Raw genomic sequence first — 25,910 nt, forward strand, 5'->3', positions numbered from 1 at the left:
GAACCCCTACTCGGGGCGCTTCTTGTCCAATAGGGCCGCTTCCTCAGGGGTCGGTGCCGTGCCGCCCAGGTGCTGGGGAAGCCACCACGAGTCCGCCTCGGTCGCGGGCGTCTCCGGGTAGTCCTTCTGCACCCGGTCCAGCAGCTCCGTCATCCGCGTCCGCAGCTCGACCGTGCGTTCCTCGAGGTCGTCGTCCGGGCCCACCGTGAACGGTTCGCCCGCGCGGATCAGGATGGGGATGTGGCGCTGCTTCAGGTCCTTCGGCCTGCCCTTCGTCCACAGGCGCTGCGTGCCCCACAGGGCCATCGGGACCACCGGGACACCCGCCTCCGCGGCCATCCGGACCGCGCCCGTCTTGATCTCCTTGACGGTGAAGGACTGGCTGATGGTGGCCTCGGGGAACACCCCGACGACCTCGCCGTCGCGCAGCTTGGCGACCGCCTCCTGGTAGGACGCCTGGCCCGCGGCCCGGTCGACCGAGATGTGGTGCATGCCGCGCATCAGCGGGCCCGCGACCTTGTTGCGGAAGATCTCCTGCTTGGCCATGAACCGCACCAGCCGCTTGGCGGGCTGGGCGCCGAGGCCGCAGAAGATGAAGTCCAGGTAGCTGACGTGGTTGCACGCGATGACCGCCCCGCCGGTGGCGGGGATGTGTTCGACGCCCTGGACGTCCAGTTTGTAGTCCATGACCCGGAACAGGGTCTTGGCCGCCAGCACCACTGGCGGATAGACGAACTCGGCCACTAGCCGCTCACTGTCTTGGCGGCCTGCTCCCGCAGCGCGATCGGCGCGCCCGCGAGGTCTTCCTCGTTGCAGAGGAGCTTGACGTCGTAGTACGGCGATCCCTCGCCGTCGTCGTAGTCGAGATGGATCGCGATGACGTCCACCGGTTCACCGAGCCACTGCTGTGTACTTCGCAACCACGACGCGGCCCGTTCCAAGGCCGTTGGCAGATCGTCGTCGCGGAACTCGACGGGGCGGTAGGGCACGCCCTGCACCTGGTCGCCCCGGTGTTGGGGGCGGGGCAGGTCGACGGATACGCCTGCTTCGTCGAGGTCTAGCGCGATGGATTCGGTGTTCTCGATCCCGGATTTCTGGCTGGCGAGCTCGCTCACAGTCAAAGCGTCTCCCAGCAGGGGTAGCGCCGCAACCCCCGACCCGGTGTCACGTCACACGTGCGCACTGCCGCCAAGGTGTGGTTGACTGTGTGAGGTCGTAAGTTTTCTTGAGTACGTGTTAGATCACGCTCGCAAGAGATCGTTGCGGGCGCGCGGTTTTCCTCCAGGTCAAGCCGGAGAAGTCGCCGTCTGAAACCGACCAGGGCGTGCACGTCCGTGTGCGCTTTAGCGGTACCTGTTGAGGAGATAGACGTGGCACAGGGCACAGTGAAGTGGTTCAACTCCGAAAAGGGCTTCGGCTTCATCCAGCCGGACGACGGCGGCGCTGACGTCTTCGTTCACTACTCGGAGATCCAGGGTTCGGGCTTCAAGAGCCTGGACGAGAACGCCCGCGTGGAGTTCGAGATCGGCCAGGGCCAGAAGGGCCCGCAGGCCACCGGCGTCCGCGCCATCTGACCTGCTTAGCTGAAACGGTCCCCGCAGCCTTCCGGCTGCGGGGACCGTTTCACGTTCAGAACCAGCGTTCCAGGACCAGGGCGACGCCGTCCTCGTCGTGGGCCGCGGTCACCTCGTCGGCCGCCGCGGCCACCGACTTGTGCGCGTTGGCCATCGCCACCCCGTGGCCCGCCCAGCGCAGCATCTCGATGTCGTTGGGCATGTCGCCGAACGCGACCACGTCGGCCGCCTCCACGCCCGCCCACGAGGCCACCTCGGCCAAGCCGAACGCCTTCGTCACCCCCGGCGCCGAGATCTCGATGAGCCCGCTGTTCGTCGAGAACGTGACGTCCACCGCGTCGCCCAGCAGCTCCCGCGCCGCCATCGCCATCTCCGTGCTCGTCATCTTCTCGTGCCTGACCAGCAGTTTCGTGGCGGGCTTGCCCAGCACCTCGGCCCGCGGCCGGTAGTTCGTCTCCGCGTCCCCCCACGGGTTGCGGAACCCCGGCTCGGTCGCGAAGGTGATCCCGCCGTCGTACGGCCCGACCGTCGCCCACTCCGTCGCGAGATGCGTGTCACGCAGCACGGACTGGAGGGTATGGGCGACGTCGTGCAGCAGCATCGGCTCCAGTCCGTGCACGCTGAGCACCGACGACGCGGCGATGTCGTAGATGATCGCGCCGTTCGCGCACACCGCGTACCCCGACAGCCCGGCCAGCTCGGCCACCGGCGGTATCCACCGCGGCGGACGGCCGCTGACCAGCACGAACGGGGTCTCCGCGGCCTGGATCCGGCTGATGACCGAGACGGTCCGCGGGCTCAGGTCGTTGTCGGTGGTGAGCAGGGTTCCGTCGATGTCGGAGGCGATGAGCAGCGGTTTCTCCACACACCCATCTTCCACGACCCTCCTCGCTACTCCACGTCATTTCCCGTGACGCCCATCGGAACTGTCAGCGACAACCGCTAGGTTCACCTCGTGCGAGTAGGCATCGTCATCCTCCCAGAACACCGTTGGTGGGCCGCCGAACCGCGATGGCGGGCCGCCGAGACCTACGGCTTCGACCACGCCTGGACCTACGACCACCTCGGCTGGCGCACGCTGGTCGACGGACCCTGGTTCGACTCCATGGCCACCCTGACCGCCGCCGCGATGGTCACCGACACGCTGCGCCTGGGCACGCTGGTGGTGTCGCCGCACTTCCGGCACCCGGTGTCCTTCGCCAGGCAGGTGCTCGCGGTCGACGACATCTCCGACGGCCGCTTCATGCTCGGCCTCGGCTCCGGCGCCACCGGCAAGGGCGGCTACGACCGCTCGGTCATGGGCGAGGAGGAGATCACGCCCCGCCAGGTCACGGCCAGGTTCGGCGAGTTCGTCGACCTGATGTCCGATGTGCTCACCAAGCCGGTCACCGACTTCCAGGGCGAGTACTACACCGCCGTCCAGGCACGCAGCCATCCCGGCTGCGTGCAGAAGCCCCGCGTGCCGTTCCTCATCGGCGCCGACGGCCCGAAGGCCATGGCCATCGCCGCGCGGCACGGGCAGGGCTGGATCACCCTCGGCGGCAAGGACGCCACCGACCTCGACGACTGGTGGCGCGGGGTCGCCGAGCGGGCCGACCGGTTCGACCAGATCCTCGCCGACCAGGGCCGCGACCGCGCCACGGTCGACCGCTTCCTCAGCCTCGACGCGTCGCCGCTGTTCTCGCTGGAGAGCGTGGAGGCCTTCCGCGACCACGTGGGCCGGGCCGCCGAACTGGGCTTCACCGACGTCGTCACCCACTGGCCGCGGCCGGACGGGGTCTACATGGGCCGCGAGAGCGTGCTGGAGGACGTGGCCGCCGAGGTGCTGCCCGGACTGGGCGGCCGGGCCAGTGATCAAAAGTCCGAACCGGAGAGCAACGCGGCCCCATCGCCGCGCGTCTCTCATGGCGAGGCAGGTAGTTCGGAGGGGTAGTTCCACAGGGGATACAGGGGATGTGGCCCCGGCACCGGGGGGAGACCGGTGCCGGGGCCCACTCATGTGACGGAATACACACAGGTAACCTGAGCTCTCGTGAGCGACTCCGCGAAAAGCACTGACAACCTCGGCGGTTACGACCTGATCGTCGTCGGGTCCGGTTTCTTCGGCCTGACAATCGCCGAGCGCACCGCAACTCAACTGGGCAAGCGCGTGCTCGTGCTCGACCGGCGCCCGCACATCGGTGGCAACGCCTACTCCGAGCCCGAACCCGAGACCGGCATCGAGGTCCACAAGTACGGCGCGCACCTGTTCCACACCTCCAACAAGCGCGTGTGGGACTACGTCACCCAGTTCACCGAGTTCACCGACTACCAGCACCGGGTGTTCGCGCGGTACCAGGGCCAGGTCTACGCCTTCCCGATGAACCTCGCGCTGATCAACAGCTTCTTCGGCAAGTCGTTCACGCCGGACGAGGCCAAGGCGCTCATCGCCGAGCAGGCGTCGGAGATCAACACCGAGGACGCGCAGAACCTCGAGGAGAAGGCGATCTCGCTGATCGGGCGCCCGCTGTACGAGGCGTTCATCCGCGGCTACACCGCCAAGCAGTGGCAGACCGACCCGAAGGAGCTCGGCGCGGGGATCATCACGCGCCTGCCGGTCCGCTACAACTTCAACAACCGGTACTTCAACGACACCTACGAGGGTCTGCCGGTCAACGGCTACACCGCGTGGCTGGAGAAGATGGCCGAGCACGAGAACATCGACGTGCGGCTCGACACCGACTACTTCGACGTGCGCGACCAGATCCCGGCGGGCACGCCGACGGTCTACACCGGCCCCGTCGACCGCTACTTCGACTACGCCGCGGGCGAGCTGGGCTGGCGCACCCTGGACTTCGAGACCGAGGTCGTGCCGACCGGCGACTTCCAGGGCACCTCCGTCATGAACTACAACGACGAAGAGGTCCCCTACACCCGGATTCATGAGTTCCGTCACTTCCACCCGGAGCGGACGAACTACCCCACGGACAAGACGGTCATCGTCCGCGAGTACTCGCGCTTCGCCGAGTCGGGCGACGAGCCGTACTACCCGATCAACACCCCGGAAGACCGCGAGAAGCTGGCGAAATACCGCGAGCTGGCCAAGGTCGAGGCCGCCGAGAAGAACATCATCTTCGGTGGTCGGCTGGGCACCTACCAGTACCTCGACATGCACATGGCGATCGGCTCGGCACTCTCCGTGTTCGACAACAAGATCGCCCCGCACCTGACTTCGGGTGCCCCGCTGGACGGTTCGCTCGACAGTTAGAAACGCTGGGGCACTGCCTCCCGATCTGGTGGGAAGAAGACCCGATCGGGAGGTAACCCACGTGGACCACAACGCGTCCGTGCCGGGGCGGGAGACCGCCGCGCTGAGCCGGGTGCAAGGAGCCATCGGCAGCCCGCCGGTGGTGAAGGCGGCCCGCGGGTTGTCCCTGTTCGGCGAACACAGCGCGGGCTGGTTCGCGCTGGGACTGGTCGGCGCCGCCGTCGACAAGCGCAGGCGCCGCGACTGGCTGGCCGCATCGGCCGGGGTCGTGGCCGCCCACGCGGCGTCGATCGCGGTCAAGCGGGTCGTGCGGCGCCCTCGCCCGGACGACCCGTCGGTGCGGGTGCTGGTGTCGACGCCGAGCAAGCTGAGCTTCCCGTCGTCGCACGCCACGTCCACCACGGCGGCGGCGGTCCTGTTCTCCGGGCTCACCGGTCGTCGGCTCGTCCCGCTGCTGGTGCCGCCGATGCTGCTGTCGCGGCTCGTCCTCGGCGTGCACTACCCGACCGACGTCGTGGCGGGCTCCGTGCTCGGCGCGGCCGTCGGCGGTCTGCTGCGGCGCAAGCTGGGGTCGAGATGACCGCCACCGCGACGGTGGAGACCAACCTGGCCGTCGGCCTCCTGCGCACCGCCCGCCCACGCCAGTGGGTGAAGAACGTCCTCGTCCTCGCGGCCCCGTTCGCCGCGAACCGCATCCTCGACCCGGCCGTGCTGACCGACGCGGGCATCGCCTTCGTCGCGTTCTGCCTGGTGTCGTCGGCGGTGTACCTGGTCAACGACGCCATCGACGTCGAGTCCGACCGGGCTCACCCGGTGAAGCGCAACCGCCCGATCGCCGCCGGGATCGTGCCGGTGCCGCTGGCCTACGTCTTGGCCGGTGTGCTGCTCGTGCTGTCGCTCGGCATCGGCTTCCTGGCGGGCTGGCAGCTGGTGGTCGTGCTGTCGGTGTACGCGGCTGTCCAATTGGGATACTGCCTGGGCCTGAAACACCAGCCGGTCATCGACCTCTGCATCGTCGCCTCCGGCTTCCTGCTCCGCGCCATCGCGGGCGGCGTCGCGGCGGCGATCCCGCTGTCGCAGTGGTTCCTGCTCGTGACGGCGTTCGGCTCCCTGTTCATGGTGTCGGGCAAGCGCTATGCCGAGATCACCCTGTTCGAGCAGACCGGCGCCAAGATCCGCGCGTCGCTGTCGAAATACTCGTCGAGCTATCTGCGGTTCGTGTGGGCGACTTCGGCCGCCATCATGATCACCACGTACTGCCTGTGGGCCTTCGAGATCCGCGAACGCAGCCCGCACAACTCGGTGTGGGCGGTCATCTCGATCGTCCCGTTCGTCGTGGCGGTACTGCGCTACGGCGTCGACATCGACCAAGGCGGCGCCGGAGAACCGGAAGACATCGCCCTCAAGGACCGAGCCCTCCAAATCCTCGGCGCAGCCTGGATCGCGTGCCTCGGGTTGTCTGTCTACTTGTAACTAACGCTGCGCGAAACCGACGCTGGCAGGCCGCGCCGCGAGCGCGACCCGCCCGGCTTCCCTTCGACAAACGCGTTCGCCACCGCTCTCCGACTGACAACCCCGCCAATCCCCAGGGATGGCGGGTTGTCTCCACGACCAGCGAACTGCGGCTAGCCGAACCGCCGCCGCGAGAACCCGACCTGCCCCACTCGCGGCCGGCAGGCCGACGCTGAGCGTGATCGTCGACGTCGCGACCCGCCCGGCCACTCCTCGACGATCGCCCCTGACAGACAAACCCCGCCATCCCTGGGGATGGCGGGGATTGTTGCCGCGACCAGCCAACTAGCTGCTAGGCGAACCGACGCCGGGAGAACCAAACACCCGCCCCACCCACGGCCAGCAGGCCGACGCTGAGCGCGATCACCGGTGTCGGGTTCGTCCCGGTTTCGGGCAGTTCGCTCGCGGTCGTGGTGACCTCCGGCATCGCTGTGCCCGCTCGGGAGCCCGCCTCAGCCACGGGCTTGGCGGCCTCAGCCGGAGGCACGACCGCGGGCACGACCTTCGGCGCCGCCATCGTGTCCTTCTGCGGCGCGACGTTGACGTCCCGCCCGTCCTTCGCGCTGAGCTTCGCCGTCAGGATGTTGTTGGCGGGCTTCGTGTCCGCGTACACGCCCTTCAGTGCCTCCAGCCGAATCTGCTGCGGGCTGAACTCCCCGTCCGCCCGGACCCGCACCCCCAGGAACTCGACCGCGCCCGGGTGCCGCCGCTCGTGGAACATGCCGCTGACCGTCTGCCCCGAGATCGTCGCGGGCATGCCGCCGACCTGGCCCAGGATCGTCAACCCGGCAGGCACAGTCAGCCGTGCCCCGAGCTGTTCGGCCACATTGCCATCCGGCACGACCCCGCCGACGATCAGGAACTCCGTGCCGACCTGCACCGGCGCCGTGAGCCAGTCCTTCCCACTCGTATACGTCTTGCCGCCGTACTCGATGATCACCTGGGATGCCCGCACATCCATCCGAGCGGGCCGGTACCCGGCGTCGATGCCCTCGATCGTCTGGCCGTCGGCGACGGTGATCGGCTGGGTGCGGCCGGTGGTGAAGCCGAACTTCGAGTCCTGGCCCGAGATCGTCCACCCCTCACTCGGACTCATCAGCGCCCGGTCGTTGGCGCCGAGCACTTGAGCGCCCGGCGGCACGTTCCGCAGGCAGTACTTCCCGTCGGCGTCGGTGTTCGTGTAGTTCGACCCGACCGATTCCAGGCCGATCGTGGTGTTCGCGATGGTCGGCTCGTCGGCGTCGTGCTTGCCGTTCTCGTTGACGTCGCGCCAAACCGTGCCGCAGATCGTGCCGCCGGTCTGGGCGGCGGCGAAGCCAGGAGCGGCGGTGAGCGCCGCCGCGACGGTCAGGCTCATCATGATGGCGCGCGGAAGCAAACGGTCGATCTTCATGGAGTTTCCCCTCAGGCAAGGTGGATGTAGCGACGCGGGATGAATTCGCCCGCGAGGTCATGCGGATACGGGATCGGTCGGCTGACCGCGCCGGTCCCGCCCGACTGCTCGAACCCCCAGTACGCCGTGCGGTCCCGGTCGGCCCATTCGTGGAAGATCGCCACGTGGTCGGCGTGCAGCAGGATGTCGCCCGCCAGCAGTTCGTCCTTGGCGATCGGGGCGCTGACCTCGGCGAGGCCCACCGTGTTCACACCGCCGCGGCGGTCAGGCAGGCCCCAGGCCATCGAGACATAGCCCGAGCAGTCGGTGCGGTAGATCCCGTATTCGTTCTGGTGGAACTTGGTCGCGCTGTGCGCGACCGATGGGCGCAGCCAGCTCTCCGCGCGGTCGACGATCTCGCTGCGGCGGATGGCGGCCATGTCCGTTCTCCTTCTCGGTTTCCCTGACACGAGAAGATTCGCGGACGCGCCTTCAATGCACCTCTAGCCCGACCGCTAGCCGCCTATAGGTCGCCTATAAGGCGCCTGCACGATCGCCAACCAGGCCGCCGGAGTCAGTGACGCCAGTTCCGTCAGCTCGCGCGCGCCGGTCTCGGCGAACAGCGCGCGGGCGGCCGCCCAATGCTCATCGGCCGACTGGGCATCCGCCGCGGCGAGGTCGCGCAGGGTCCGGCCGCGCCACAGCGGGAGACCGAGTTCTGTCCACCTGGCCAGCGCGTCGACCAACAGCTCCTTGGCCTTGTCGAGGTCGCCAAGGGCGAGGTGCAGCTCGCCGAGGGTGCGGGTGATGAGGGCGACGCCGAAGCGGTCGCACTGCTGGGTGCAGCTCCGCCGCGCCGTCTCCAGGGTGTCCTCGACATCGGTCAGCGTGCCCGCGCGGAAGCTCGCCTTCGCCCATGACTGGCGGGCGTACACCGCGCCCAACTCGTCGCCCGCGGCCGTCAGCAGCTCCGCCGCCTCGGCGCTAAGGGCGGCCGCCGCCGCGTGCTCGCCCGCGGCACGGTGGCACAGGCTCAGCCCGCGTAAGCCCAGCGCGGCGCCGCGCGGGTCGTCGGCGGCCTGGTACAGCTCGACGCACCGGCGGAACTCGGCGGTGGCGTCGGCGAGGTCGCCGTGGTCGCGGCTGATCGCGCCGAGGCCGTAGCGGGCGGCGGCGATGACGGCGCGGTCGCCGGTCGACTCGGCCAGGTCGGCGGCCGCGGCGAGGGTGGCCCGGGCGGCGGCGAAGTCGGCCTGCTCGCGCTGGACGGTGCCGACGCCGATCAGCGCGATCGCCTTGGTCGTCTCGTCGCCGATGGCTTCGGCGTGGGTGAGGGCCTGGGTGAAGTGGGTCAGCGCGGCCGGGAAGTCGTCCTTCTCGTAGTACAGCTGCCCGAGCCCGGTCAGCACGACCGCCTCGGCCTGACGGTCGTGGTTCGAGCGGGCCGCCGACAGCGCGACCTCGTGGGTGCGCTGCCACCCGTCGAACTCGTTGCGCGCGGCGAACGGCGAGGACAGCAGCGACGTGATGAGCAGCGTCGTCATCCCGTCGATGCCCAGCTCATGGGCGCGTTCCACGGCACGCACCACCGCGCCGGTCTCCGACTTGAGCCAGTCGGTCGGGTCGTCCTCGGTCTCCTCGATGAGCCGAGGGTCGACCTCGATACTGGACGCGAGCTGCGGACGTAGTCCCAGAGTCACCCGCGGCAGCTTGCGTGACCCGGCCTCGACCAGCGCCATCCACGTCGCCAGCGTGCGCGACACCGCGGCGGCGACCAGGTCGGACGGCTCGTCGGCCGCGGCGTGCTCGGCGCCGAAGAGCTGCACCAGGTCGTGGAAGCGGTAGCGGACCCGGCCGATGCTGTCGACCCCCGCGACGTCCAGCAGCCGCAGGTCGACCAACTGCTCGACGATGTCCTCGGCCTCCTCCAGCGACACGTCGAGCAGCGGCGCGGCCAGCCACCAGCCGAAGTCGGGCAGGTCGAGCAGGCACAGCAGGTGGAACGCGCGGCGCTGCTGGTCGTCGAGTTCGGCGTAGTTGAGGCGCAGGCTGGAGCGGATCGCGAGGTCGCCCATGGCCAGCTCGTCGAGCCTGCGGTGTTCGTCGGACAGCCGCGCGGCCAGCGACTTCAGCGGCCAGTGCGGCCGGGCAAGCAGCTTGGCCGCCGCCGCCCGGATGGCCAGCGGGATGCCGCCGCACAGGTCGGCGATGCGCTCGGCCTGGGCGAGCTGGCTGTCCACCCGCTCCGCGCCGATGATCTTGCGCAGCATCTCGACGCTGGCCGCGGTGCCGAAGAAGTCCAGCTCGACCGGCTCGGCGCCCTCCAGGCCGGTGAGCCGGGAGCGGCTGGTGACGATGACCAGGCTGGAGCCGTGGCCGGGCAGCAGCGGCCGCACCTGCTGCTCCTCGCGCGCGTTGTCCAGCACGATCACGACCCGGCGCCCCGACACGGTGCGCCGGTAGAGCTCCACCCGGTCGTCGAGGTCGGCGGGCAGCTCGGGCCCGGTGATCCCGAACGCGCCGAGGAACCGGCCGAGCACCTCGAAGGCACCCAGGTCGCGGTCGGATCCCCGAAGGTCGGCGAACAGCTGGCCGTCGGGGTAGCGCTCACGCAGCCGGTGCGCGGCGTGGATGGCCAGCGCCGACTTGCCCGCCCCACCGAACCCGGACACGACCACCGTCGACGCGGAGTTGCCCGAATCCTTCGCGGCGAAGTCCAGCACGGTCGCCAGGTGCTCGTCGCGGCCGGTGAAGTCGCCGATGTCGGGCGGCAGGTTGCGCGGCACCACGACCGGCTCGGCGGGCAGCGCGGGTGCGCCTACGGTCACCGGGACGATCGCGGGGGAGTGCGCGCGCTGGCTCGGCACCGTCGAGGTACGCAAAGAACCGTCCAGGATCGCCGCGTGCAGCTCCCGCAGCCGCGCCCCGGGCTCGATGCCCAGTTCGTCGAGCAGGTGCGTGCGCCCGTCCCGGTAGACGGCCAGCGCGTCGGCCTGCCTGCCGGTCTCGTACAGGGCCCGCATCAGCAGCCCCCGGGTCTCCTCCCGCAGCGGATGCCCGGCGACGAGCCTGCGCAACCGGTCGGCGACCTCCTCGGCCCGCCCCTCGGCCAGGTGACAGCGCGCCAACCCGTCTTCGGCCCCCAGCCACTGCTCCTGCAGCCCCTCGGCCCGCCGCCGCGCGAACTCCGCGTCGACCCCACCGAACGGCTGCCCCCGCCACAGGGCCAGCGCCGCCGCGTAGTGCCCGGCCGCGTCCCCGAACTCCGCCGTCCGCTCCGCCTGCCGCGCCGCGTCGAGCGAGAGCTCGAACAGCCCGAGATCGGAGTCCTCATCGGCGATGTCCAGCAGATACCCCGGCGCCTTGGTCGCCAGCACCCCCTTGCGCCCGGCGTCGGCCAGCCCGCGGCGCAGCAGGGAGATGTAGGTGTGTACCAGCGCCGTCGCCGACTGCGGCGGCCGCTCGTCCCAGATCAGGTCGACCAACCGGTCGATGGAAACCACCTGCCGCGGCTGCGTGACCAGCGCGGCGAGCAACGCCTTGGGCTTGGGCCCACCCAGGTTGACGGCGGTGTTCCCAGATCGGACCTCGACCGGTCCCAGCACCAGAATGCGCACGGCTTCCCCCCTCAGGCGATTTTCGCACAGACCGCGTGCGGGACTCACCTGCCTTGGAGCTTGTTGAGCCGTGCCACCTCGGCTTCCGGGTCGCCCTGCCGCACGTACAGGACCGAGCCGTCCCGGAAGCCGATGCCAAGGAAGGCGGCCGACGGCATCGAGCGGCCGAGCCGCGCGGGCCCGAACCCGGCCACCCGGGCCGCGTCGACACTGGCCTGGATGTGCATGACGTCGCGGGCCTGCCAGGGCGCGGGTTCGGAGTCCAGCCAGCCCGCGGCCCGGCCCAGCAGCCCCGAGCGCTCCTTGCGCTCGCTGTGCTCGGCCAGGAACTTCTGTGGGAAAACGACAGTGAGCCGCTTACGCGTCACCCACAGCGCGACGATGCCTCGACCGGCAGCGGCGGCCTGCACCATGCGTACGGCGTCCTGGCCGGGATGGCCCGCCTCGGCCCACCACGCGATCGCGGGGTCGTCGGCCCAGTCGTTGCCGACGAACCGGCCAGAAGAGATGGCCTCGTTCGGCACCGCCCAGCGGTGTTCGTCGAAGATCAGCTGAGGATCGGCTGGTCCGGGCACGTGCGGCGCCGTCACCCGGCCCGCCACCCGAGAGCCGAAACACCGGCCGTCGAACTCGGTTTTGCGGATGTCGGACTCGTCGCGGTCGAACGGCTGAGTCATTCCGGAGCTCCGTTGGCGAGCGCGATCGCCCGTTCGAGATCGGCGCGGCCGCCGCGGCTAAGGAAGTCGAACCCGGAGCCGTCGACGAGGGTTACCCGCAGCGCGTTGCCGTCGATCGAGAGCCCGCCGATCTGGTGGCGCGGGATTTCGGTGAGCGGTCGGAGCCCAGGATTGAGCGTGGCCCTGCCATGGCCATCGCCGGTCGGCGTGGTGACCACGGTCGCGACGTCGCGGCCCAGCTTGGCCAGCTCCCCGAAGAACCCCCGAGACGGTGCTTGCTCGGGTTCGGGCTCGGGAACCGCCACGGCGACGAGCAGGCGATGGGTGGTGAGGCACCAGACGGCCGGTTCGGTGACAAGCCGGGCGCAGTGGACCGCGATCAGCTCTGGCGCCGGGCCGAACACGGCGATGTCCGGCCGCGGGCCGTCGGGGAGGTCGACATCGGCCGTGGCGACGCTGACGACCTCGGCCGCCGCGGTCGCCACGCCCATTCCCACCCGCGCACCCAAACCGCGCTGGGGCTTGCCGTCGCGCTGGAGTCCGCGGACGCGGTACTCGAGGAGCTTGGTGTCCGCGGCCCAGAGCAGCCCTTCACCGGGCGTCAACAAGGCCCTGGCCCGGATTCCCGGGCTGAGGACTAACTGCGGCCGCATCGTGATCTCCCGCCAACTCAGTCGATGGTGAAGCCGCGTTCCTGGTCGGCCTTGCGTTCCTCGGACGACGACGGGTCCTCGACGTGGTTCTCGACCTGCTTGGCGCCCCATTCGGCGGCCGCGCCCGGCAGGTTCTCCAAGGTTCCGCGGATGACCACCGTGCTGCCCACCGTTGTCCCGCTCACCCCCAGGTATCCGAGCCCGGTCCGGACCACCCGCTGAGCCAGCGCCTGCTCACCGGTGACGGCCTTGCCGATGATGTTGTTCGGCGAGGTCGTCAGCAGGTCGTCGCCGTGGTTGCGGATCGCGCCGAGTACGGGGCTGGCGCCGTCGAGCTGCCTGCCGATGGTCTTGCCGATCAGCGGGATCTTGGTCGCCTTGTCGATCTTCTGGATGGCGGCTTTGGCGATGCTGTTCTGCCGGATCATCTGCAGAATGTCCTCAAGCTTGGTGATCAGCGGCTTGAGCTTGTGCATCAGGTTCGCGACCTTGGTGCCCAGCCGCGTGCTGGTGATCGCGATCTGCGCGCTGGTCAGCCCGGTGGCCGCGGCGACGGACGCGCCCGCGGTGATCCACGACGCGGCCAGCGCGGCCAGCCACTCGATGATCAGGCCGATCACGAATTCCTGGATGATGTCGACGACGATCTGCACGAACGTCTCGAAGATCGTCGCCGCGGTCTCGAGGATGTCCTTCAGGCCGCTGACGTCGCCGGACAGTGCCTTGGCGCCCTGGGAGAACTCGCCCATCTCGCGGCGGAACGCGTCGCCCGCCTCGCCCTGCCAGCCCTGGCTGGTGGCCTCTGCCCTGGTCTTCTCGTGCTCGGCGACGCCGTCGAGCCACTTCGAGACGTTGTCCCAGCCCTTGGCCGTGCTCTTCATCTGCTCGGGGTCGCCGATGGCGGGTTCGAGCACGAAGTTGACGATCGGGCTGATCGCCAGCGAGATCAGGAAGCCCAGCCCGTTGTCGACGAACGCCTGGCCGGGGCTCATGACGGTGTTGAGCTGTTCCATTCGCGCGTTGAACAGCGCGAACCCGGCCTCCACCGGGCTGCCCGCGTCCTGCAGCTTGTCGGCGGCGTCGGCCCACGAGCTGCCGTAGTTCGCGACCTGCCCGAAGTAGCCGTCGCGGGTGCCGTTGCCTGCGCCATTCAGGTCGCCGAGCGAGCCGACGCCCTGGCTGGCCTGGGTCAGGCCGGTGGCGTTCTCGGTGTCGGTGTCGCCGTAGGCCTTGGCGGTGTCCTTGAGCGCCTCGGCGATCTGCTCCAGATAGGACGACGCCTTCGTGGCCATGTCCTGGCATTCCTGCAGCGAGTCGAAGTACTTGAAGGCCATGACCTCGCCGAGCGGGCCGAAGCACTCGTCGTGGACGCGGGCCTGCTCCAGCAGGCTCGCGAGCCCGGTGAAGTTGTCCGACTGCTTGGTGGACCCCTCGGCGTGCCCCAGGAGCACGCCGGAGCTGACATCGGTGCCGGTCATCGCCGCCCCCTGAAGATGGACTCGTCGGAGAAGTCGCCGTCGTCGGGCTCGTCGGCCGGGCGGACGGTCCGCGGCTGCCGGACCGGGCCGCCGCTGAAGTCGGGCTTGGCCGCGGCCTGCGGTGACGGCAGGCTCGCCGCGGGCGGGGGAGCCGACGGGCCCAGCGGCTCGACGGCGGCCGTGTGGGCCTGGAAGGCCGCCTGGAACTGCTCGTACTGGGCGTCGCCGACGAACGGGCGCACCGTCTCCTCCATCTTCGCCGCGGCCTGCTGCTGGGCCTGGCGGATGGTGCCCAGGATCTCCTGGGTGAGCTGGGTGTGCGACCGGTTCATCGCCGCTGGCGACAGCTGCAGGCCGAGCAGGGCACCCGACGGGGCCACGGTCACGGTGACCGAGCCGTCGCCGTTGCGGGCGCTGCCCTTGAGCTGGGCGATGCTCTCCTTGAGCTGGGACGCCTTCGCGGCCTGTTCCTCGAACCGGCGCAGCGTCTCCTGGTACTTCGCTTCATCCATGGCGGAATTCCCCCAATCGGGGCCGATCGTAGTCAGCGGCTGACGGTCAGATCGGCAGTTTGCGGAAGATGGGTCGCGGGATGTGACGCAGCACCGACATCACCGCGCGCCACTGGCCGGGTGCCCAGACCAGGTCGCGACGTCGGCGAACGGCGTCGACGGCGATCTCGGCGACCTTGTCCGGCGTGGTGGCCATGGGTGCTGGCTTCAGTCCCTCGGTCATCTTCGTGTGCACGAATCCTGGCCGGACCACGGTAACGGTGACGCCTGCGGGCCGCAGGGCCTCGCCGAGGCCGAGGAAGAACCCGTCGAAGCCCGCCTTGGTCGAGCCGTAGACGAAGTTCGACCGCCGCACCCGCTCACCGGCGACAGAGGACAGTGCGATGACGGCGCCGTGCCCCTGCTTGCGCAGCCGCTCGGCCAGCGCGATGCCCACCGAGACCGGCGCGAGGTAGTTGACCTGGGCGAGTTCGACCCCGGCGGCGTGGTCCTGCCAGGCCAACTCCGGGTCTCCGAGCAGCCCGAACGCGACCACCGTGACGTCGACGTCGCCCTCGGCGAACGCCTCCTCGATGACCGCGGGGTGCGTTTCGGTGTCCTTCGCGTCGAAGGCGACGGTCCGCACGGTCGCGCCGAGGCCGCGCAGGCGCTCGGCCGCGGCGTCGAGCCGGTCGGACGGCCGCGCGGCGAGGATGACCGTCAGCGGGGCCTGGCGCAGGTAGTTCTCGGCGATGGCCAGGGCGATCTCGGACGTGCCGCCGAGGAGCAGCAGCGATTGCGGCGTGCCGACTGCGTTGATCAAGTCGAATCCTTAGTCAGAGTCCGAGCCGTCGCGACTGGTCGGAGATGAACAGGCCCTCGGGGTCGGCCGCATGGCGCACCTTGCGCCACTCGTCGAGCCGCGGGTACATGCGGTGGAAGGTCGCCGGGTCGGTGCGCGACTCCTTGGCCAGGTACAGCCGACCGTCCGCGTCGAGCACCCGCTGGTCGAGCTCGGCGCAGAACTCGGGGAGCCCGGCGACGATGGGGAAGTCGACGGTGATCGTCCACCCCGGACGCGGGAACGACAGCGGCGCCGCGTTGCCCTCGCCCATCCGCTTGAGCACGTTGAGGAACGACACGTGCCCGGACTCGGCGATGCGCCGCACGATCGCGCGCAGCTCCGCGTCGGCCTCGAACGGGACGATGAACTGGTACTGCAGGAAACCTCGCGAGCCGTAGGCGCGGTTCCACTCGCCGAACAGGTCGAGCGGGTGGTAGAACGCGGTCAGGTTCTGGATCTGCTCGCGGCCCCGCTTGGGCGCCTTGCGGTACCACGCCTCGCCGAGCGCGCGGAACGTCAGCTTGTTTGCCAGGCCGTTGGGGAACACGTCGGGCAGCTTGAGCAGCTGCGGCGCGTCAAACTTCAGCGGATCCGCCTTGAGCTTGGCGGGCAGTTGGTCCACTGTGGCCAGTGAGCCGCGGGAGAACACCGCACGGCCGAGCTTCGGCCCGGTGGAGATCGAGTCGAACCACGCCATGGAGTAGTCGTAGTTCGCGTCCGACCCGTTGGCGAACAGCTCCAGCGTCTCGTCCAAAGTGGACGTCCGGTCGGTGTCGACGACGAAGTACGCGCTCTCGACGCGCTTCAGCGCCACGGTCGCGCGCAGGATGATGCCCGTCAGGCCCATTCCGCCGACGGTCGCCCAGAACAGGTCGGACTCCGGCGTGAGCGTGCGGGTCTCGCCGTCGGCGGTGAGCAGGTCGATCGAGCGGACGTGGTTGCCGAAGCTGCCCGCCGAGTGGTGGTTCTTGCCGTGGATGTCGGAGCCGATGGCCCCGCCGATGGTGACCTGGCGGGTGCCCGGCAGCACCGGCACCCACAGCCCGAACGGCAGCGCGGCGCGCATGAGCTGGTCGAGGTTCACCCCGGCGTCGAGCACGGCGAGCCCGGTGTCCGGGTCGATCGAGTGGATCTCGTCGACGCCGGTCATGTCGATGACGAGCCCGCCGGCGTTCTGCGCCGGGTCGCCGTAGGAGCGGCCGAGTCCGCGGGCGATGGCCCCGCGCGGCCCCGCCGTGGCGAGCGCGGCGGCGACCTGGTCGGCGGTGGTCGGGTGGGCGACCGTGGCCACCGACGGCGCGGTGCGTCCCCAGCCGGTGAGCGCGCGGGTCTCGAATCTCGCATCCTCCACCGGGCCAGCGTAGTGCGCCCTAGACTGCCCATGTCGGGGAGACAGGGACGGGCACGTGGCCGGGATAGGGAACACCCAGCGTTCGGGACTGGTTCAGCAGCTCCTGCGGTTCGTGATGGTCGGCGGGTTCTGCGCGCTGGTCGACTCCGGCGTGTACTGGCTGCTGCTCCAGGCGGGCACGTGGGTGCACCTGGCCAAGGCGCTGAGCTTCATCGCGGGCACCACGACGGCGTACTTCCTCAACAAGCGCTTCACCTTCGCGGGCGCCCGCGACCGCGGCGCGAGCCAGGCGGGCGGGTTCGCCCTGCTCTACACCGTGACGTTCTTCGTCAACGTCGGCACCAACGCGCTGATGCTGGAGCTGCTGCCTGTATTCCGCTGGCAGTACGCCCTGGCCTGGGTGATCGCCCAGGGCGTCGGCACCACGATCAACTTCGTGCTCCTGCGGACAGTCGTCTTCCGCGACTAGACGCCGAAGCCGCTGGACCGTCTCCCTGGGCTGCCGTAGACCCGCGCGTGGCTGGGCAGCTCGTCGAGGTGCGCGCTGACCACGTGGCCGAAGTTCACCGCGACGGTGTTGGTGTCCTCCAGCTCAAGGGTGTCTACGCCGCCGGAGGCCATCAGCACGGGCAGCCGGTTGCGCAGGCTCTTGGCGGCCTTCACCGACAGCGCGAACACGACGGGCTCGCCGCCGCTGGCAAGGTGCAGGATCAGTGCCTGCTGGGTGTCTGTCATGGATCCAGCACACCAGCGAAACCCTTGCGCGGCAACCGAAGTTCACCCTGAGCGGATCCGCTTACAGCTAAACGCGGAAGAACTGTTCCTTGCGTCCCTTGCGGACCAGCTTCAGCCATTCCAGGAACGCCTTCGGGTCCCGCTTGGTGCCCAGGAAATACAGCCCGAACCGGACGATCTCCAGCATCCCGATCTTGCGCATCCCCGGCTGCGACATCAGGTACCCGCGGTTGCGGTAGGTGTAGTACCGCTTGACCGCGTTGTCCGGGTCCTGCGCGTGGAACCGGCCGCCGAGCATCGGCTTGAACTCGTCGGAGCCGTCCGGGTGCAGGTACGACACGGTCAGGCAGGTGCCGAACGGCAGCCCCGACCGGACCAGGCGGCGGTGGATCTCCACCTCGTCGCCGCGGAAGAACAGCCGGTAGTCCGGCACGCCGACCACGTCGAGGGTGTCGGCGCGGAACAGCGCGCCGTTGAACAGCGAGGCGATGCCGGGCAGGAAGTCCGACCCGAGCTCGTTCGTCTCGCGCTTCCAGGTCAGCCCCCGGCGCAGCGGGAACGCCAGCGTGGACGGCTTCTCGATGTTGGTCACCACGGGCGACACCTCGGCGAGCCCGCGCTTCTCGGCCACGTCCAGCAGCGTCGTAAGCACGGTCTCGTCGGCGGGGCGGCCGTCGTCGTCGGCCAGCCACAGCCAGTCGGCGCCCATCGCCAGTGCGTGGAGCATGCCCAGGGCGAACCCGCCCGCGCCGCCGAGGTTGCGGTGGGACACCAGGTAGGTCGCGGGCACGCCGCACGACTCGACGATGTCCCGCGCCGGGTCGTCGGGGCCGTTGTCGACCACGATGACGTGCTCCGGCGGACGCGACTGCGCGGCGATCATCTTCAGCGACTCCGCGAGCAGCGCCCGACGGTGCCTGGTGACCACCACGGCCACGACCGATCCCGGCGGCAACTGCTGCTGCGGGGTGCTCATAGGGTCTCGCCGAGCCTTTCGAGGGTTTCCGGGCTCATGTGCTCGAACGGGTCACGGCCCTTGTAGGCGGTCAGGACCTCGCGCAGCGAGCCGTGCATCTTCACGCGGCCCTCGTCCATCCAGATGGCCGTGTTGCACAGCTCGAAGAGCAGGTCGTCGGAGTGCGACGCGAACACCAGCATGCCGGACCGGCGGACCAGGTCGACCAGCCGGTCGCGCGCCTTGGCCATGAACGCGGCGTCGACCGCGCCGATGCCCTCGTCGAGCAGCAGGATCTCCGGGTCGATCGAGGTCACCACGCCCAGCGCCAGGCGCACGCGCATGCCGGTGGAGTAGGTGCGCAGCGGCAGGTGCAGGTAGTCGCCCAGCTCGGTGAACTGGGAGATGTCCTCGACCCGGCTCTCCATCTGCTTGCGCGACATCCCGAGGAACAGGCCGCGGATCATGATGTTCTCGAGCCCGGAGATCTCCGGGTCCATGCCGACGGCGAGGTCGAACACGGGCGCGATCTTGCCGTTGATCTCCGTGGTGCCGCGGGTCGGCTCGTAGATGCCCGACAGCAGGCGCAGCAGCGTCGACTTGCCCGCGCCGTTGTGCCCGACCAGCGCGACTCTGTCGCCCTCGTTGAGCGACAGGGTGATGTCGTGCAGCGCCTCGATGATGGGGACCTTGGTCTCGGTCCCGATCTTGCCGCCGACCTTGCCGAGGACGGCCTTCTTCAGCGACCGCGTCTTGGCGTCGAAGATCGGGAAGTCGACGGAGGCGTTCTGGACCTCGATGCTGACCATTTCGGGGATGCCTCTTTAGACCCAGTAGGAAATACGGGCACGGTAGTTGCGCATCGCGATGAGAGCCAAGGTCCAGCCCACGATCGTGATGCCGCCCACCACGGCCCAGTGGTGCCAGCTCTGCGTGCTGCCGATCAGCGGCGCGCGCAGCAGTTCGATGAAGTGGTACAGCGGGTTCAGCTCGACCAGCAGGACCACCCAGTTGCCGCCGTCGTCGCCGAGGCGCTTGGTCAGGATGTCGACCGGCCACACGATCGGCGTCATGAAGAACAGCAGCTGGGTCAGCGCGCCGATGACCTGGGGGATGTCGCGGTAGCGGGTGCTGATGATGCCGAACAGCAGCGCGACCCAGGTCCCGTTCAGCGCGATCAGCGCGAAGGCCGGGATGGCCAGCACGATCGTCCAGTCGAGACCCGGCTGGAGGAGGCCCTTGTCGCTGAGGATGTAGTCGTCCTTGACGAGGTCCTGGAAGAAGATCGCCAGGACGATCGCGTAAACCAGCAGGTTGTGGGCGAACATCAGGGTCAGGCGCCACACCGTGCGCAGCGCGTAGACCGTCAGCGGCGCGGGGAGGTGCTTGATCAGCCCCTCGTTCGCGATGAACGTCTCGGCGCCCTCGGTCATGCAGCCGAGCATGAAGTTCCAGACGATGAACCCGACGGTCAGATACGGCAGGAACGTGCCGATCGGCGTCGCGAACAGCTGCGAGTACAGCAGGCCGAGGCCCGCCGCGGTGACGGCCATGCTCAGGGTGATCCAGAGCGGGCCGATCACCGACCGGCGGTACCGCTGCTTGATGTCCTGCCAGCCGAGGTGCCCCCACAGCTCGCGCTGCTGAAAGCCTTGCCGTAGATCATCGACCGCACGGCTGAAAGTGCGCCCGGCGTGCGCCACCACCGGCACGGGCATCTCCTCGGTCAGCGTTGTTTGCACGGGGTACGAGACTACCGTCGGGCAGGGTGGGTTCACCCAGCCGGGCGGTCCGTCCCGGTGATACGGACCACGACCTGCTCATTGTCCGTCGTGTACGCCTCGTACCGGAATTCGACGCCTGTCGCCTCGACGTACTCGAGCCACGCCTTGAACTCGTGGTCGCGCCACCCCGCGTAGTTGAAGAACTCGTCGAAGACGATGACGCTGCCCACCCGCAGCCGTGGTCCGACCAGCTCCAGAACGGTCTTGGCCGAGCTGTAGAGGTCGCCGTCGACGTGCAGGAAGTCGACCGGGCCGGGGTGCTCGGCGAGGAAGGCGGGCAGGGTGTCGTCGAACCAGCCGACGACCAGGTCCGCGCCGGGGACCTCGGGCAGCCCGTCGGTGCGGAACGCCCCGGCCGGGTAGCCCGCGCGCCAGTCCGACGGCAGTCCCTCGAACGAGTCGAAGCCGTAGACGCCCTCGCCGCCCCGAGCGGTGGCGATGATCTTGAGGGTGGTGCCGGTGTAGACCCCGAACTCCAGGGCCAAGCCGCCGCTGGGGGCCAGCGAGAGGCCGTGTTCCAGGGTCTGGTGCGGGTGGGTGAACTGCGCGGCCTGCGGCATGGCGTCGTGGGCGAACACGCTGCTGTCGGCGGCGGCCGCGGCCTCAGCGGCGTAGAACATGTCGCGCCGGGCGCGGTGCTCGAAGTCGGACACCCGCTCGATGACCCGGTCGGCGGTGCGCTCGTTCTGCCTGCCGAGCTCATCCCGCAGCCGGACGACCTCAGCGCGCAGCGACTCGATCTCGGCGGTCGTCTCCCGGCGGTGCCGGGAGACGACCTCGTCGACCGCGTTCATCAGCTTGTCGCGAAGCGACCGCTTGAGGTCCTCGGTCCGCAGGATTTCGCGCACCTTGTCGAGCATCCAGGGGCTCCTCTCCGAGCAAAAAGTCAGCGAAGGATACGGGTAGAGCGCCCCAGGGAGTAAGTCACGTCACAAATACTGTCCGGTACCCCGGACACCACCGGTGTGGTCGGTGCCCTCGGCCGGTCCGACACCGGGCGGAAGGCCCCGGCGCATCTGCTCCAGCTGCACCCGCGCGGCCATCTGCTGGGCGAACAGCGCGGTCTGGATGCCGTGGAAAAGGCCCTCCAACCAGCCGACGAGCTGGGCCTGCGCGATCCGCAGCTCGCCGTCGGAGGGGGTGTTCTCCTCGGTGAACGGCAGCGACAGCCGCTCCAGCTCCTCGCGCAGCTCCGGCGCCAGGCCGTCCTCCAGCTCGGCGATCGACCGCTTGTGGATCTCCTTGAGCCGGTTGCGGGAGGCCTCGTCGAGCGGTGCCGCGCGCACCTCCTCCAGGAGCTGCTTGATCATCGTGCCGATCCGCATGACCTTGGCGGGCTGCTCCACCATGTCGCCGACCGACTCGCTGGGCTGCCCGTCGCCGCCCTCGGGGATGCGCGCGGCGCCGAGCGGCGAGCCGTCGGGGCCGACCACCATCACCGTGTGGGCCTGGTCGTTGTCGTCGGGCGAGTTGCTTGGCTGAGTCATGGGCTCCGTCCTGGGCCAGATCGGAATCGGTGCGAAGGGCATCTCCCACGGGGAGTCCACCGAAGTCACGTCCGCGAGGGTAACCGCTGCCCCGCCCCATTAAACGTCGGCCGCCCGCCGTGCGTACGGTGTGGCCCATGGCCTTCGACGTCGCGCGAATCCGCGGGCTGTTCCCCGCGCTCGGTGACGGGTGGGTGCACCTGGATTCGCCTGCCGGGATGCAGGTCCCCGAGCAGGTCGCGACCGCGGTGTCCACCGCACTGCGCGCCCCCGTCTCCGGCCCCGGCGGCCCCTTCCCGGCCTCCCAGCGCGCCGACGCCATCGTCGACGCCGCCCGCCGCGCGGTGGCCGACCTGGTGGGCTGCGACCCGGCCGGGGTCGTGCTCGGCCCGAACACCGCGGTCCTGCTCGCCCGCCTCGCCGAGTCCCTCGGCGACAGCTGGCTCATCGGCGACGAGGTCACCCTGTCCCGGCTCGACCACCAGGCCAACACCGCCCCGTGGCTGCGCGTCGCCCAGCGCGCGGGCGCCACGGTGCGCTGGGCCGAGATCGACATCGAGACGTGCGAACTGCCCGCCTGGCAGTACGAGAACCTGATCTCGCACCGCACCAAGGTCGTCGCGGTGACGGCGGCCTCCGGCGCGGTCGGCACTCGCCCGGACCTGAACAAGATCGCCGACCTGGCCAAGGCGGCGGGCGCGTTCGTCGTGGTCGACGCCTCGTCGTCGGCCCCGTTCGTCCCGTTCGACATCAACACCGTCGGCGCCGACGTGGTCGCCGTGTCCGCCCACGCGTGGGGCGGCCCGGCGGTGGCGGCCCTGGCCTTCGCCGACCCCGCGGTGCTGGACCGCCTGCCCGCCGCGTCACTGGAATCCCGCGCGGTGGGCCCCGAGCGCCTCGAACTCGGCCAGCACGCCTACCCGATGCTCGCCGGCCTGGTCGCCTCGGTCGACTACCTGGCCATGCTCGACGACGCCGCGACCGGCACCCGCCGAGAACGCCTCCAGACGTCCCTGAGCTCGGCGAAGTCCTACCAGGCCGGCCTGCTGTCCCGCCTCATCGGCGACCTGCGCACCCACCGCCACGTCATGGTCATCGGCGACGCCATGCGCCGCATCCCCACCCTGGCCTTCACCGTCGCCGACGTGAAGGCCGCGGACGCGGTCGCCCACCTGGCCGACCACGGCATCTGCGCCTTCGCCGACGACACCCCCAGCGGCGTCTTCGCCACCCTTGGCGTCGGCGAAGTCGGCGGCGCGGTGCGGATCGGCCTGGCCCACTACACGAACTCGGTCGAGGTAGACCAACTCGTCCACGCCGTCGGCACCCTGCGCGCCTGACGCGTCAGCCGACGGTCAGGACCAGTTTCCCGAAGACCCCACCCTCATCCAGCAGTCGATGCGCGTCCCCGACCCGCTCGATCGGCAGCACCTCATGCACCACCGGCCGCACCGTCCCCGCCGCGACCAGTGGCCACACGTTCCCCACCACGTCCTCGATGATCGACCCCTTCTCCGCGACCGGCCGGTACCGCAGGCTCGTCGCCGTCACCCACGCGTTCTTCGCCAGCAGCGCCCCGATGTTCAGCTCGGCCGCGACGCCCCCCTGCATCCCGATGATCACCAGTCTGCCGCCGCGGGTCAGGGCGGTGACATTGCGGGCGAGGTATTTCGCGCCCATGTTGTCGAGGATGACGTCGGCCTCGACGAGTTTCTCGAATTCCTCGTCGCGATAGTTGATCGCGATATCCGCGCCGAGATCGAGGCATTGGCGCACCCGTTCATCGGAACCCGCCGTGACCGCGACCCGCGCGCCGAACGCTTTCCCGATTTGAATGGCGTGGGTGCCGATTCCGCTGCCGCCGCCGTGCACGAGCAGGGTCTCCCCGGCGTTGAGCCGGGCAGCCCGCATAACGTTCGACCAAACGGTGCACGACACCTCGGGCAGCGCCGCGGCCGTCACCAAGTCGATACCTTCGGGGATCGGCATGAGCTGTTCGGCGGGGACTTTCACCAGTTCGGCGTAGCCGCCGCCCGCGAGCAGCGCGCACACCTCGTCGCCGACCGTCCACTCGGACACGTCCGGGCCGACCGCGGCGACCGTGCCGGAGCACTCCAGACCGATCGTCTCCGTCGTCCCAGGCGGCGGCGGATAGAAGCCTTTGCGCTGCAAGAGGTCGGCGCGGTTGACCGCGGTGGCCGCGACCCGCACCAGCACCTCGCCGGGCCCGGGGGTCGGGTCGGGCACCTCCGTCCACGCCATGACCTCGGGGCCGCCCGGTTCGCTGACCGTGATCGCTCGCATGTGGACGACCGTATCGCTCGCCGGAGGAGGCCGGGGTGTTTCTCGGCTGTCCGTGTGAACTTATGCGCAGTTGATGATGAACAGCTATTGACCAGAAAGGCCGCGCACGTGAGGGTGTCTCACTGCCGGAGCACGGACCGCGTCGGGGCGGGCACCGGTTGGCACCCATCCATGAGCAAGGGGACCTGCATGCCCACAAGTAAGACGCTCCGCGTCGGAGCCGCCATCCTTGCGGCCACCGGCGCACTGGCGTTCACCAACATTCCGTCTTCCGCGACGCCGACCGCGACCGCCGAATTGCCGGACGGTCCCGCACTGGCCAGGAACCTGGTCAAGAAGGTCACCGGCTCGGGGGTGAACCGGCACCTGATCGCTCTGCAGCGCATCGCCGACTCCAACGGCGGCATCCGCGCGGCGGGCACGCCGGGCCACGCCAAGTCGGCCGAGTACGTGGAGAACAAGCTGAAGGCGGCGGGCTGGGACGTCACCCGCCACGAGTTCCCGTTCGTCTTCACCCAGACCCTCGCTGAGAAGCTGTCGGTCGGCGGCACCGCGGTGCCGGTCTCGATCATGACCTACAGCCTCTCCACCCCGGTCGGCGGCATCACCGCCCCCCTCGCGGTCGTGCCCCTGGGCACCGACGCGACCCCGGGCTGCGAGCTCGCCGACTACGCCGCCGTCCCCGCCACGGGCAAGATCGCCCTGGTCTCGCGCGGCGGCTGCACGTTCGCGCAGAAGCAGGACGTCGCCGCCCAGGCCGGTGCCATCGGCGCGATCATCTACAACAACACCGACGGCCCGCTCAACGGCACCCTCGGCGACCCGGCCGCGGCCAAGCTGCCCACCGGCGGCATCACCAAGGCCGACGGCCTGGCCCTGTCCGCCAGCGGCGGCACCGCCACCCTGGAGCTGCGCGCCCTGCGTGAGGACCGCACTTCCTACAACGTGATCGCCGAGACCAAGACCGGCCGCAAGGACAACGTGGTCATGGCGGGCTCGCACCTCGACAGCGTCGTGCAGGGCCCCGGCATCAACGACAACGGCTCGGGCAGCGCCGCGCTGCTGGAGACCGCGCTGCAGCTCGGCCACTCGCCGCGGGTCAGCAACGCGGTCCGCTTCGCCTGGTGGAGCGCCGAGGAGGTCGGCCTGGTCGGCTCGACCAAGTACGTCGACTCGCTGACCTTCGAGCAGCAGACCGACATCGCGCTGTACCTGAACTTCGACATGATCGCCTCGCCGAACGCGGCGTACTTCGTCTACGACGGCGATGACTCCGACGCCGCGGGCGCGGGCCCCGGCCCGTACGGCTCGGCCCAGATCGAGAAGGCGTTCGTCGACTTCCTGGGCGCCACCGGCACCCCGACCCAGGGCACCGACTTCTCGGGCCGCTCGGACTATGGCCGCTTCATCGCCGTCGGCATCCCGGCCGGTGGCCTGTTCACCGGCGCCGAGGGCATCAAGACCCAGGCCCAGGCCGACCTGTGGGGCGGCGAGGCCAACGTCGCCTACGACAAGTGCTACCACCAGAAGTGCGACAACCTGGGCAACCTGGACCGCACCGCGCTCGACCGCAACTCCGACGCCGCCGCGTGGGTGATCGCGTCCTACGCGATCAGCACCGAGGACATCAACGGCATCCCGCCGCGGGCTCAGCGGGCCGAGGTCCGCGCCGCGCAGACCCGGATGATGCGGGTTCAGCAGGCCAACGAGGACGCCCAGGCCGCCAAGGCCGCGGGTACCGACACCGTGGGCTGCATCCACCTGAACCTGCCGGTCGCGTAGGTCAGAACGAAACAACCCCCTGCGGCCACGTGGCCGCAGGGGGTTGT

The 25,910-nt window shown here is 69.8% G+C and carries 27 protein-coding genes; 8 read left to right on the top strand and 19 right to left on the bottom strand.

Features of this window, described 5'->3' with window-relative positions; all coding sequences use genetic code 11:
• Window positions 1-6: 6 nt before the first annotated feature.
• Both ACSHT8_RS23990 and ACSHT8_RS23995 read right to left on the bottom strand, forming a co-directional pair.
• Window positions 7-744 (bottom strand): lysophospholipid acyltransferase family protein, encoded by a 738-nt coding sequence (locus tag ACSHT8_RS23990; protein ID WP_436493150.1) that lies wholly within the window; start codon window positions 742-744, stop codon window positions 7-9.
• The gene (locus ACSHT8_RS23995; protein ID WP_436493151.1) at window positions 744-1,115 is read right to left on the bottom strand and encodes a hypothetical protein; all 372 of its coding nucleotides are present in this window, start codon (window positions 1,113-1,115) and stop codon (window positions 744-746) included. The genes ACSHT8_RS23990 and ACSHT8_RS23995 overlap by 1 nt, the downstream gene beginning before the upstream one ends.
• Window positions 1,116-1,370: 255 nt before the next feature.
• Between ACSHT8_RS23995 and ACSHT8_RS24000 the strand changes: the two genes are divergently transcribed.
• The gene (locus ACSHT8_RS24000) at window positions 1,371-1,574 is read left to right on the top strand and encodes a cold-shock protein (protein WP_054053561.1); all 204 of its coding nucleotides are present in this window, start codon (window positions 1,371-1,373) and stop codon (window positions 1,572-1,574) included.
• Window positions 1,575-1,629: 55 nt separating this feature from the next.
• Here the strand turns inward: ACSHT8_RS24000 and ACSHT8_RS24005 are convergent, their stop codons facing one another.
• Complete coding sequence (locus ACSHT8_RS24005; RefSeq protein ID WP_436493152.1) at window positions 1,630-2,439, bottom strand: Cof-type HAD-IIB family hydrolase; 810 nt, start codon at window positions 2,437-2,439, stop codon at window positions 1,630-1,632.
• A gap of 90 nt (window positions 2,440-2,529) precedes the next feature.
• Here ACSHT8_RS24005 and ACSHT8_RS24010 point away from each other — a divergent pair, with 90 nt between their 5' ends.
• The 4 genes from ACSHT8_RS24010 to ACSHT8_RS24025 all read left to right on the top strand — a co-directional run bounded on the left by ACSHT8_RS24010 (window position 2,530) and on the right by ACSHT8_RS24025 (window position 6,294).
• Window positions 2,530-3,507, top strand: a complete 978-nt coding sequence (locus ACSHT8_RS24010) for an LLM class flavin-dependent oxidoreductase (protein WP_436493153.1) — start codon at window positions 2,530-2,532, stop codon at window positions 3,505-3,507.
• A 99-nt stretch (window positions 3,508-3,606) separates the two neighbouring features.
• Window positions 3,607-4,821, top strand: a complete 1,215-nt coding sequence (gene glf, locus ACSHT8_RS24015) for a UDP-galactopyranose mutase (RefSeq protein ID WP_436493154.1) — start codon at window positions 3,607-3,609, stop codon at window positions 4,819-4,821.
• 61 nt (window positions 4,822-4,882) lie between these two features.
• Window positions 4,883-5,401, top strand: coding sequence for a phosphatase PAP2 family protein (locus tag ACSHT8_RS24020; protein WP_436493155.1), 519 nt, complete (start codon window positions 4,883-4,885; stop codon window positions 5,399-5,401).
• Window positions 5,398-6,294, top strand: a complete 897-nt coding sequence (locus ACSHT8_RS24025) for a decaprenyl-phosphate phosphoribosyltransferase (RefSeq protein WP_436493156.1) — start codon at window positions 5,398-5,400, stop codon at window positions 6,292-6,294. Before ACSHT8_RS24020 ends, ACSHT8_RS24025 begins: the two co-directional genes overlap by 4 nt.
• Before the next feature lie 331 nt (window positions 6,295-6,625).
• Here the strand turns inward: ACSHT8_RS24025 and ACSHT8_RS24030 are convergent, their stop codons facing one another.
• From ACSHT8_RS24030 to ACSHT8_RS24070, 9 genes are all read right to left on the bottom strand, one after another.
• Window positions 6,626-7,726, bottom strand: coding sequence for an SdrD B-like domain-containing protein (locus ACSHT8_RS24030; protein WP_436493157.1), 1,101 nt, complete (start codon window positions 7,724-7,726; stop codon window positions 6,626-6,628).
• Window positions 7,727-7,737: 11 nt separating this feature from the next.
• On the bottom strand, window positions 7,738-8,145 hold the full coding sequence (locus tag ACSHT8_RS24035; protein WP_436493158.1) for a hypothetical protein: 408 nt from the start codon (window positions 8,143-8,145) through the stop codon (window positions 7,738-7,740).
• A gap of 75 nt (window positions 8,146-8,220) precedes the next feature.
• Window positions 8,221-11,322: a BTAD domain-containing putative transcriptional regulator gene (locus ACSHT8_RS24040; RefSeq protein ID WP_436493159.1), complete on the bottom strand. Its 3,102-nt coding sequence runs from the start codon at window positions 11,320-11,322 to the stop codon at window positions 8,221-8,223.
• 44 nt (window positions 11,323-11,366) lie between these two features.
• On the bottom strand, window positions 11,367-11,999 hold the full coding sequence (locus tag ACSHT8_RS24045) for a hypothetical protein (protein WP_436493160.1): 633 nt from the start codon (window positions 11,997-11,999) through the stop codon (window positions 11,367-11,369).
• Window positions 11,996-12,652, bottom strand: a complete 657-nt coding sequence (locus tag ACSHT8_RS24050) for a hypothetical protein (RefSeq protein ID WP_436493161.1) — start codon at window positions 12,650-12,652, stop codon at window positions 11,996-11,998. The genes ACSHT8_RS24045 and ACSHT8_RS24050 overlap by 4 nt, the downstream gene beginning before the upstream one ends.
• A 17-nt stretch (window positions 12,653-12,669) precedes the next feature.
• On the bottom strand, window positions 12,670-14,130 hold the full coding sequence (locus ACSHT8_RS24055) for a WXG100 family type VII secretion target (protein ID WP_436493162.1): 1,461 nt from the start codon (window positions 14,128-14,130) through the stop codon (window positions 12,670-12,672).
• Complete coding sequence (locus tag ACSHT8_RS24060) at window positions 14,127-14,642, bottom strand: YbaB/EbfC family nucleoid-associated protein (protein WP_436493163.1); 516 nt, start codon at window positions 14,640-14,642, stop codon at window positions 14,127-14,129. Before ACSHT8_RS24060 ends, ACSHT8_RS24055 begins: the two co-directional genes overlap by 4 nt.
• Before the next feature lie 46 nt (window positions 14,643-14,688).
• Entirely contained in the window at window positions 14,689-15,444 is a 756-nt protein-coding gene (locus tag ACSHT8_RS24065; protein WP_436493164.1) for a decaprenylphospho-beta-D-erythro-pentofuranosid-2-ulose 2-reductase, read from the bottom strand.
• A gap of 13 nt (window positions 15,445-15,457) precedes the next feature.
• Window positions 15,458-16,816 (bottom strand): FAD-binding protein, encoded by a 1,359-nt coding sequence (locus ACSHT8_RS24070; RefSeq protein WP_436493165.1) that lies wholly within the window; start codon window positions 16,814-16,816, stop codon window positions 15,458-15,460.
• Between the two features lie 115 nt (window positions 16,817-16,931).
• Between ACSHT8_RS24070 and ACSHT8_RS24075 the strand changes: the two genes are divergently transcribed.
• Entirely contained in the window at window positions 16,932-17,285 is a 354-nt protein-coding gene (locus ACSHT8_RS24075; protein WP_436502164.1) for a GtrA family protein, read from the top strand.
• Here ACSHT8_RS24075 and ACSHT8_RS24080 read toward each other — a convergent pair.
• From ACSHT8_RS24080 to ACSHT8_RS24105, 6 genes are all read right to left on the bottom strand, one after another.
• Window positions 17,282-17,551, bottom strand: coding sequence for a hypothetical protein (locus tag ACSHT8_RS24080; protein ID WP_436493166.1), 270 nt, complete (start codon window positions 17,549-17,551; stop codon window positions 17,282-17,284). The genes ACSHT8_RS24075 and ACSHT8_RS24080 overlap by 4 nt on opposite strands.
• Window positions 17,552-17,618: 67 nt before the next feature.
• Window positions 17,619-18,527 carry a galactofuranosyltransferase GlfT1 gene (gene glfT1 / locus ACSHT8_RS24085; RefSeq protein ID WP_436493167.1) on the bottom strand — a complete coding sequence of 303 codons (909 nt, stop codon included), beginning with the start codon at window positions 18,525-18,527 and terminating at the stop codon, window positions 17,619-17,621.
• Window positions 18,524-19,315 (bottom strand): galactan export ABC transporter ATP-binding subunit Wzt/RfbE, encoded by a 792-nt coding sequence (gene wzt, locus ACSHT8_RS24090; RefSeq protein WP_436493168.1) that lies wholly within the window; start codon window positions 19,313-19,315, stop codon window positions 18,524-18,526. Before wzt ends, glfT1 begins: the two co-directional genes overlap by 4 nt.
• Window positions 19,316-19,330: 15 nt before the next feature.
• On the bottom strand, window positions 19,331-20,224 hold the full coding sequence (gene wzm / locus ACSHT8_RS24095) for a galactan export ABC transporter permease subunit Wzm/RfbD (protein WP_436502165.1): 894 nt from the start codon (window positions 20,222-20,224) through the stop codon (window positions 19,331-19,333).
• 56 nt (window positions 20,225-20,280) lie between these two features.
• Window positions 20,281-21,150: a class I SAM-dependent methyltransferase gene (locus tag ACSHT8_RS24100; protein WP_436493169.1), complete on the bottom strand. Its 870-nt coding sequence runs from the start codon at window positions 21,148-21,150 to the stop codon at window positions 20,281-20,283.
• A gap of 69 nt (window positions 21,151-21,219) precedes the next feature.
• On the bottom strand, window positions 21,220-21,777 hold the full coding sequence (locus ACSHT8_RS24105; RefSeq protein ID WP_436493170.1) for a bacterial proteasome activator family protein: 558 nt from the start codon (window positions 21,775-21,777) through the stop codon (window positions 21,220-21,222).
• 137 nt (window positions 21,778-21,914) lie between these two features.
• Here ACSHT8_RS24105 and ACSHT8_RS24110 point away from each other — a divergent pair, with 137 nt between their 5' ends.
• The gene (locus ACSHT8_RS24110) at window positions 21,915-23,117 is read left to right on the top strand and encodes a cysteine desulfurase-like protein (RefSeq protein WP_436493171.1); all 1,203 of its coding nucleotides are present in this window, start codon (window positions 21,915-21,917) and stop codon (window positions 23,115-23,117) included.
• A gap of 4 nt (window positions 23,118-23,121) precedes the next feature.
• Here the strand turns inward: ACSHT8_RS24110 and ACSHT8_RS24115 are convergent, their stop codons facing one another.
• The gene (locus ACSHT8_RS24115) at window positions 23,122-24,081 is read right to left on the bottom strand and encodes an NAD(P)H-quinone oxidoreductase (protein WP_436493172.1); all 960 of its coding nucleotides are present in this window, start codon (window positions 24,079-24,081) and stop codon (window positions 23,122-23,124) included.
• Window positions 24,082-24,270: 189 nt separating this feature from the next.
• Here ACSHT8_RS24115 and ACSHT8_RS24120 point away from each other — a divergent pair, with 189 nt between their 5' ends.
• The gene (locus tag ACSHT8_RS24120; RefSeq protein WP_436493173.1) at window positions 24,271-25,863 is read left to right on the top strand and encodes a M28 family metallopeptidase; all 1,593 of its coding nucleotides are present in this window, start codon (window positions 24,271-24,273) and stop codon (window positions 25,861-25,863) included.
• The last annotated feature ends 47 nt before the right edge of the window (window positions 25,864-25,910 follow it).

This window comes from Actinokineospora sp. HUAS TT18 (genome assembly GCF_051364635.1).
Classification (GTDB): Bacteria; Actinomycetota; Actinomycetes; order Mycobacteriales; family Pseudonocardiaceae; genus Actinokineospora.

Coding starts and splice junctions, on each gene's coding strand:
- wzt (WP_436493168.1), bottom strand. CDS start 19,315: ATGGTCAGCATCGAGGTCCAGAACGCCTCCGTCGACTTCCCGATCTTC.
- ACSHT8_RS24105 (WP_436493170.1), bottom strand. CDS start 21,777: ATGACTCAGCCAAGCAACTCGCCCGACGACAACGACCAGGCCCACACG.
- glfT1 (WP_436493167.1), bottom strand. CDS start 18,527: ATGAGCACCCCGCAGCAGCAGTTGCCGCCGGGATCGGTCGTGGCCGTG.
- ACSHT8_RS24050 (WP_436493161.1), bottom strand. CDS start 12,652: ATGCGGCCGCAGTTAGTCCTCAGCCCGGGAATCCGGGCCAGGGCCTTG.
- ACSHT8_RS24115 (WP_436493172.1), bottom strand. CDS start 24,081: ATGCGAGCGATCACGGTCAGCGAACCGGGCGGCCCCGAGGTCATGGCG.
- ACSHT8_RS24075 (WP_436502164.1), top strand. CDS start 16,932: ATGGTCGGCGGGTTCTGCGCGCTGGTCGACTCCGGCGTGTACTGGCTG.
- wzm (WP_436502165.1), bottom strand. CDS start 20,224: ATGCCCGTGCCGGTGGTGGCGCACGCCGGGCGCACTTTCAGCCGTGCG.
- ACSHT8_RS24080 (WP_436493166.1), bottom strand. CDS start 17,551: ATGACAGACACCCAGCAGGCACTGATCCTGCACCTTGCCAGCGGCGGC.
- ACSHT8_RS24120 (WP_436493173.1), top strand. CDS start 24,271: ATGCCCACAAGTAAGACGCTCCGCGTCGGAGCCGCCATCCTTGCGGCC.
- ACSHT8_RS24035 (WP_436493158.1), bottom strand. CDS start 8,145: ATGGCCGCCATCCGCCGCAGCGAGATCGTCGACCGCGCGGAGAGCTGG.
- ACSHT8_RS24055 (WP_436493162.1), bottom strand. CDS start 14,130: ATGACCGGCACCGATGTCAGCTCCGGCGTGCTCCTGGGGCACGCCGAG.
- ACSHT8_RS24045 (WP_436493160.1), bottom strand. CDS start 11,999: ATGACTCAGCCGTTCGACCGCGACGAGTCCGACATCCGCAAAACCGAG.
- ACSHT8_RS24100 (WP_436493169.1), bottom strand. CDS start 21,150: ATGCTCGACAAGGTGCGCGAAATCCTGCGGACCGAGGACCTCAAGCGG.
- ACSHT8_RS24030 (WP_436493157.1), bottom strand. CDS start 7,726: ATGAAGATCGACCGTTTGCTTCCGCGCGCCATCATGATGAGCCTGACC.
- ACSHT8_RS24110 (WP_436493171.1), top strand. CDS start 21,915: ATGGCCTTCGACGTCGCGCGAATCCGCGGGCTGTTCCCCGCGCTCGGT.
- ACSHT8_RS24060 (WP_436493163.1), bottom strand. CDS start 14,642: ATGGATGAAGCGAAGTACCAGGAGACGCTGCGCCGGTTCGAGGAACAG.
- ACSHT8_RS24025 (WP_436493156.1), top strand. CDS start 5,398: ATGACCGCCACCGCGACGGTGGAGACCAACCTGGCCGTCGGCCTCCTG.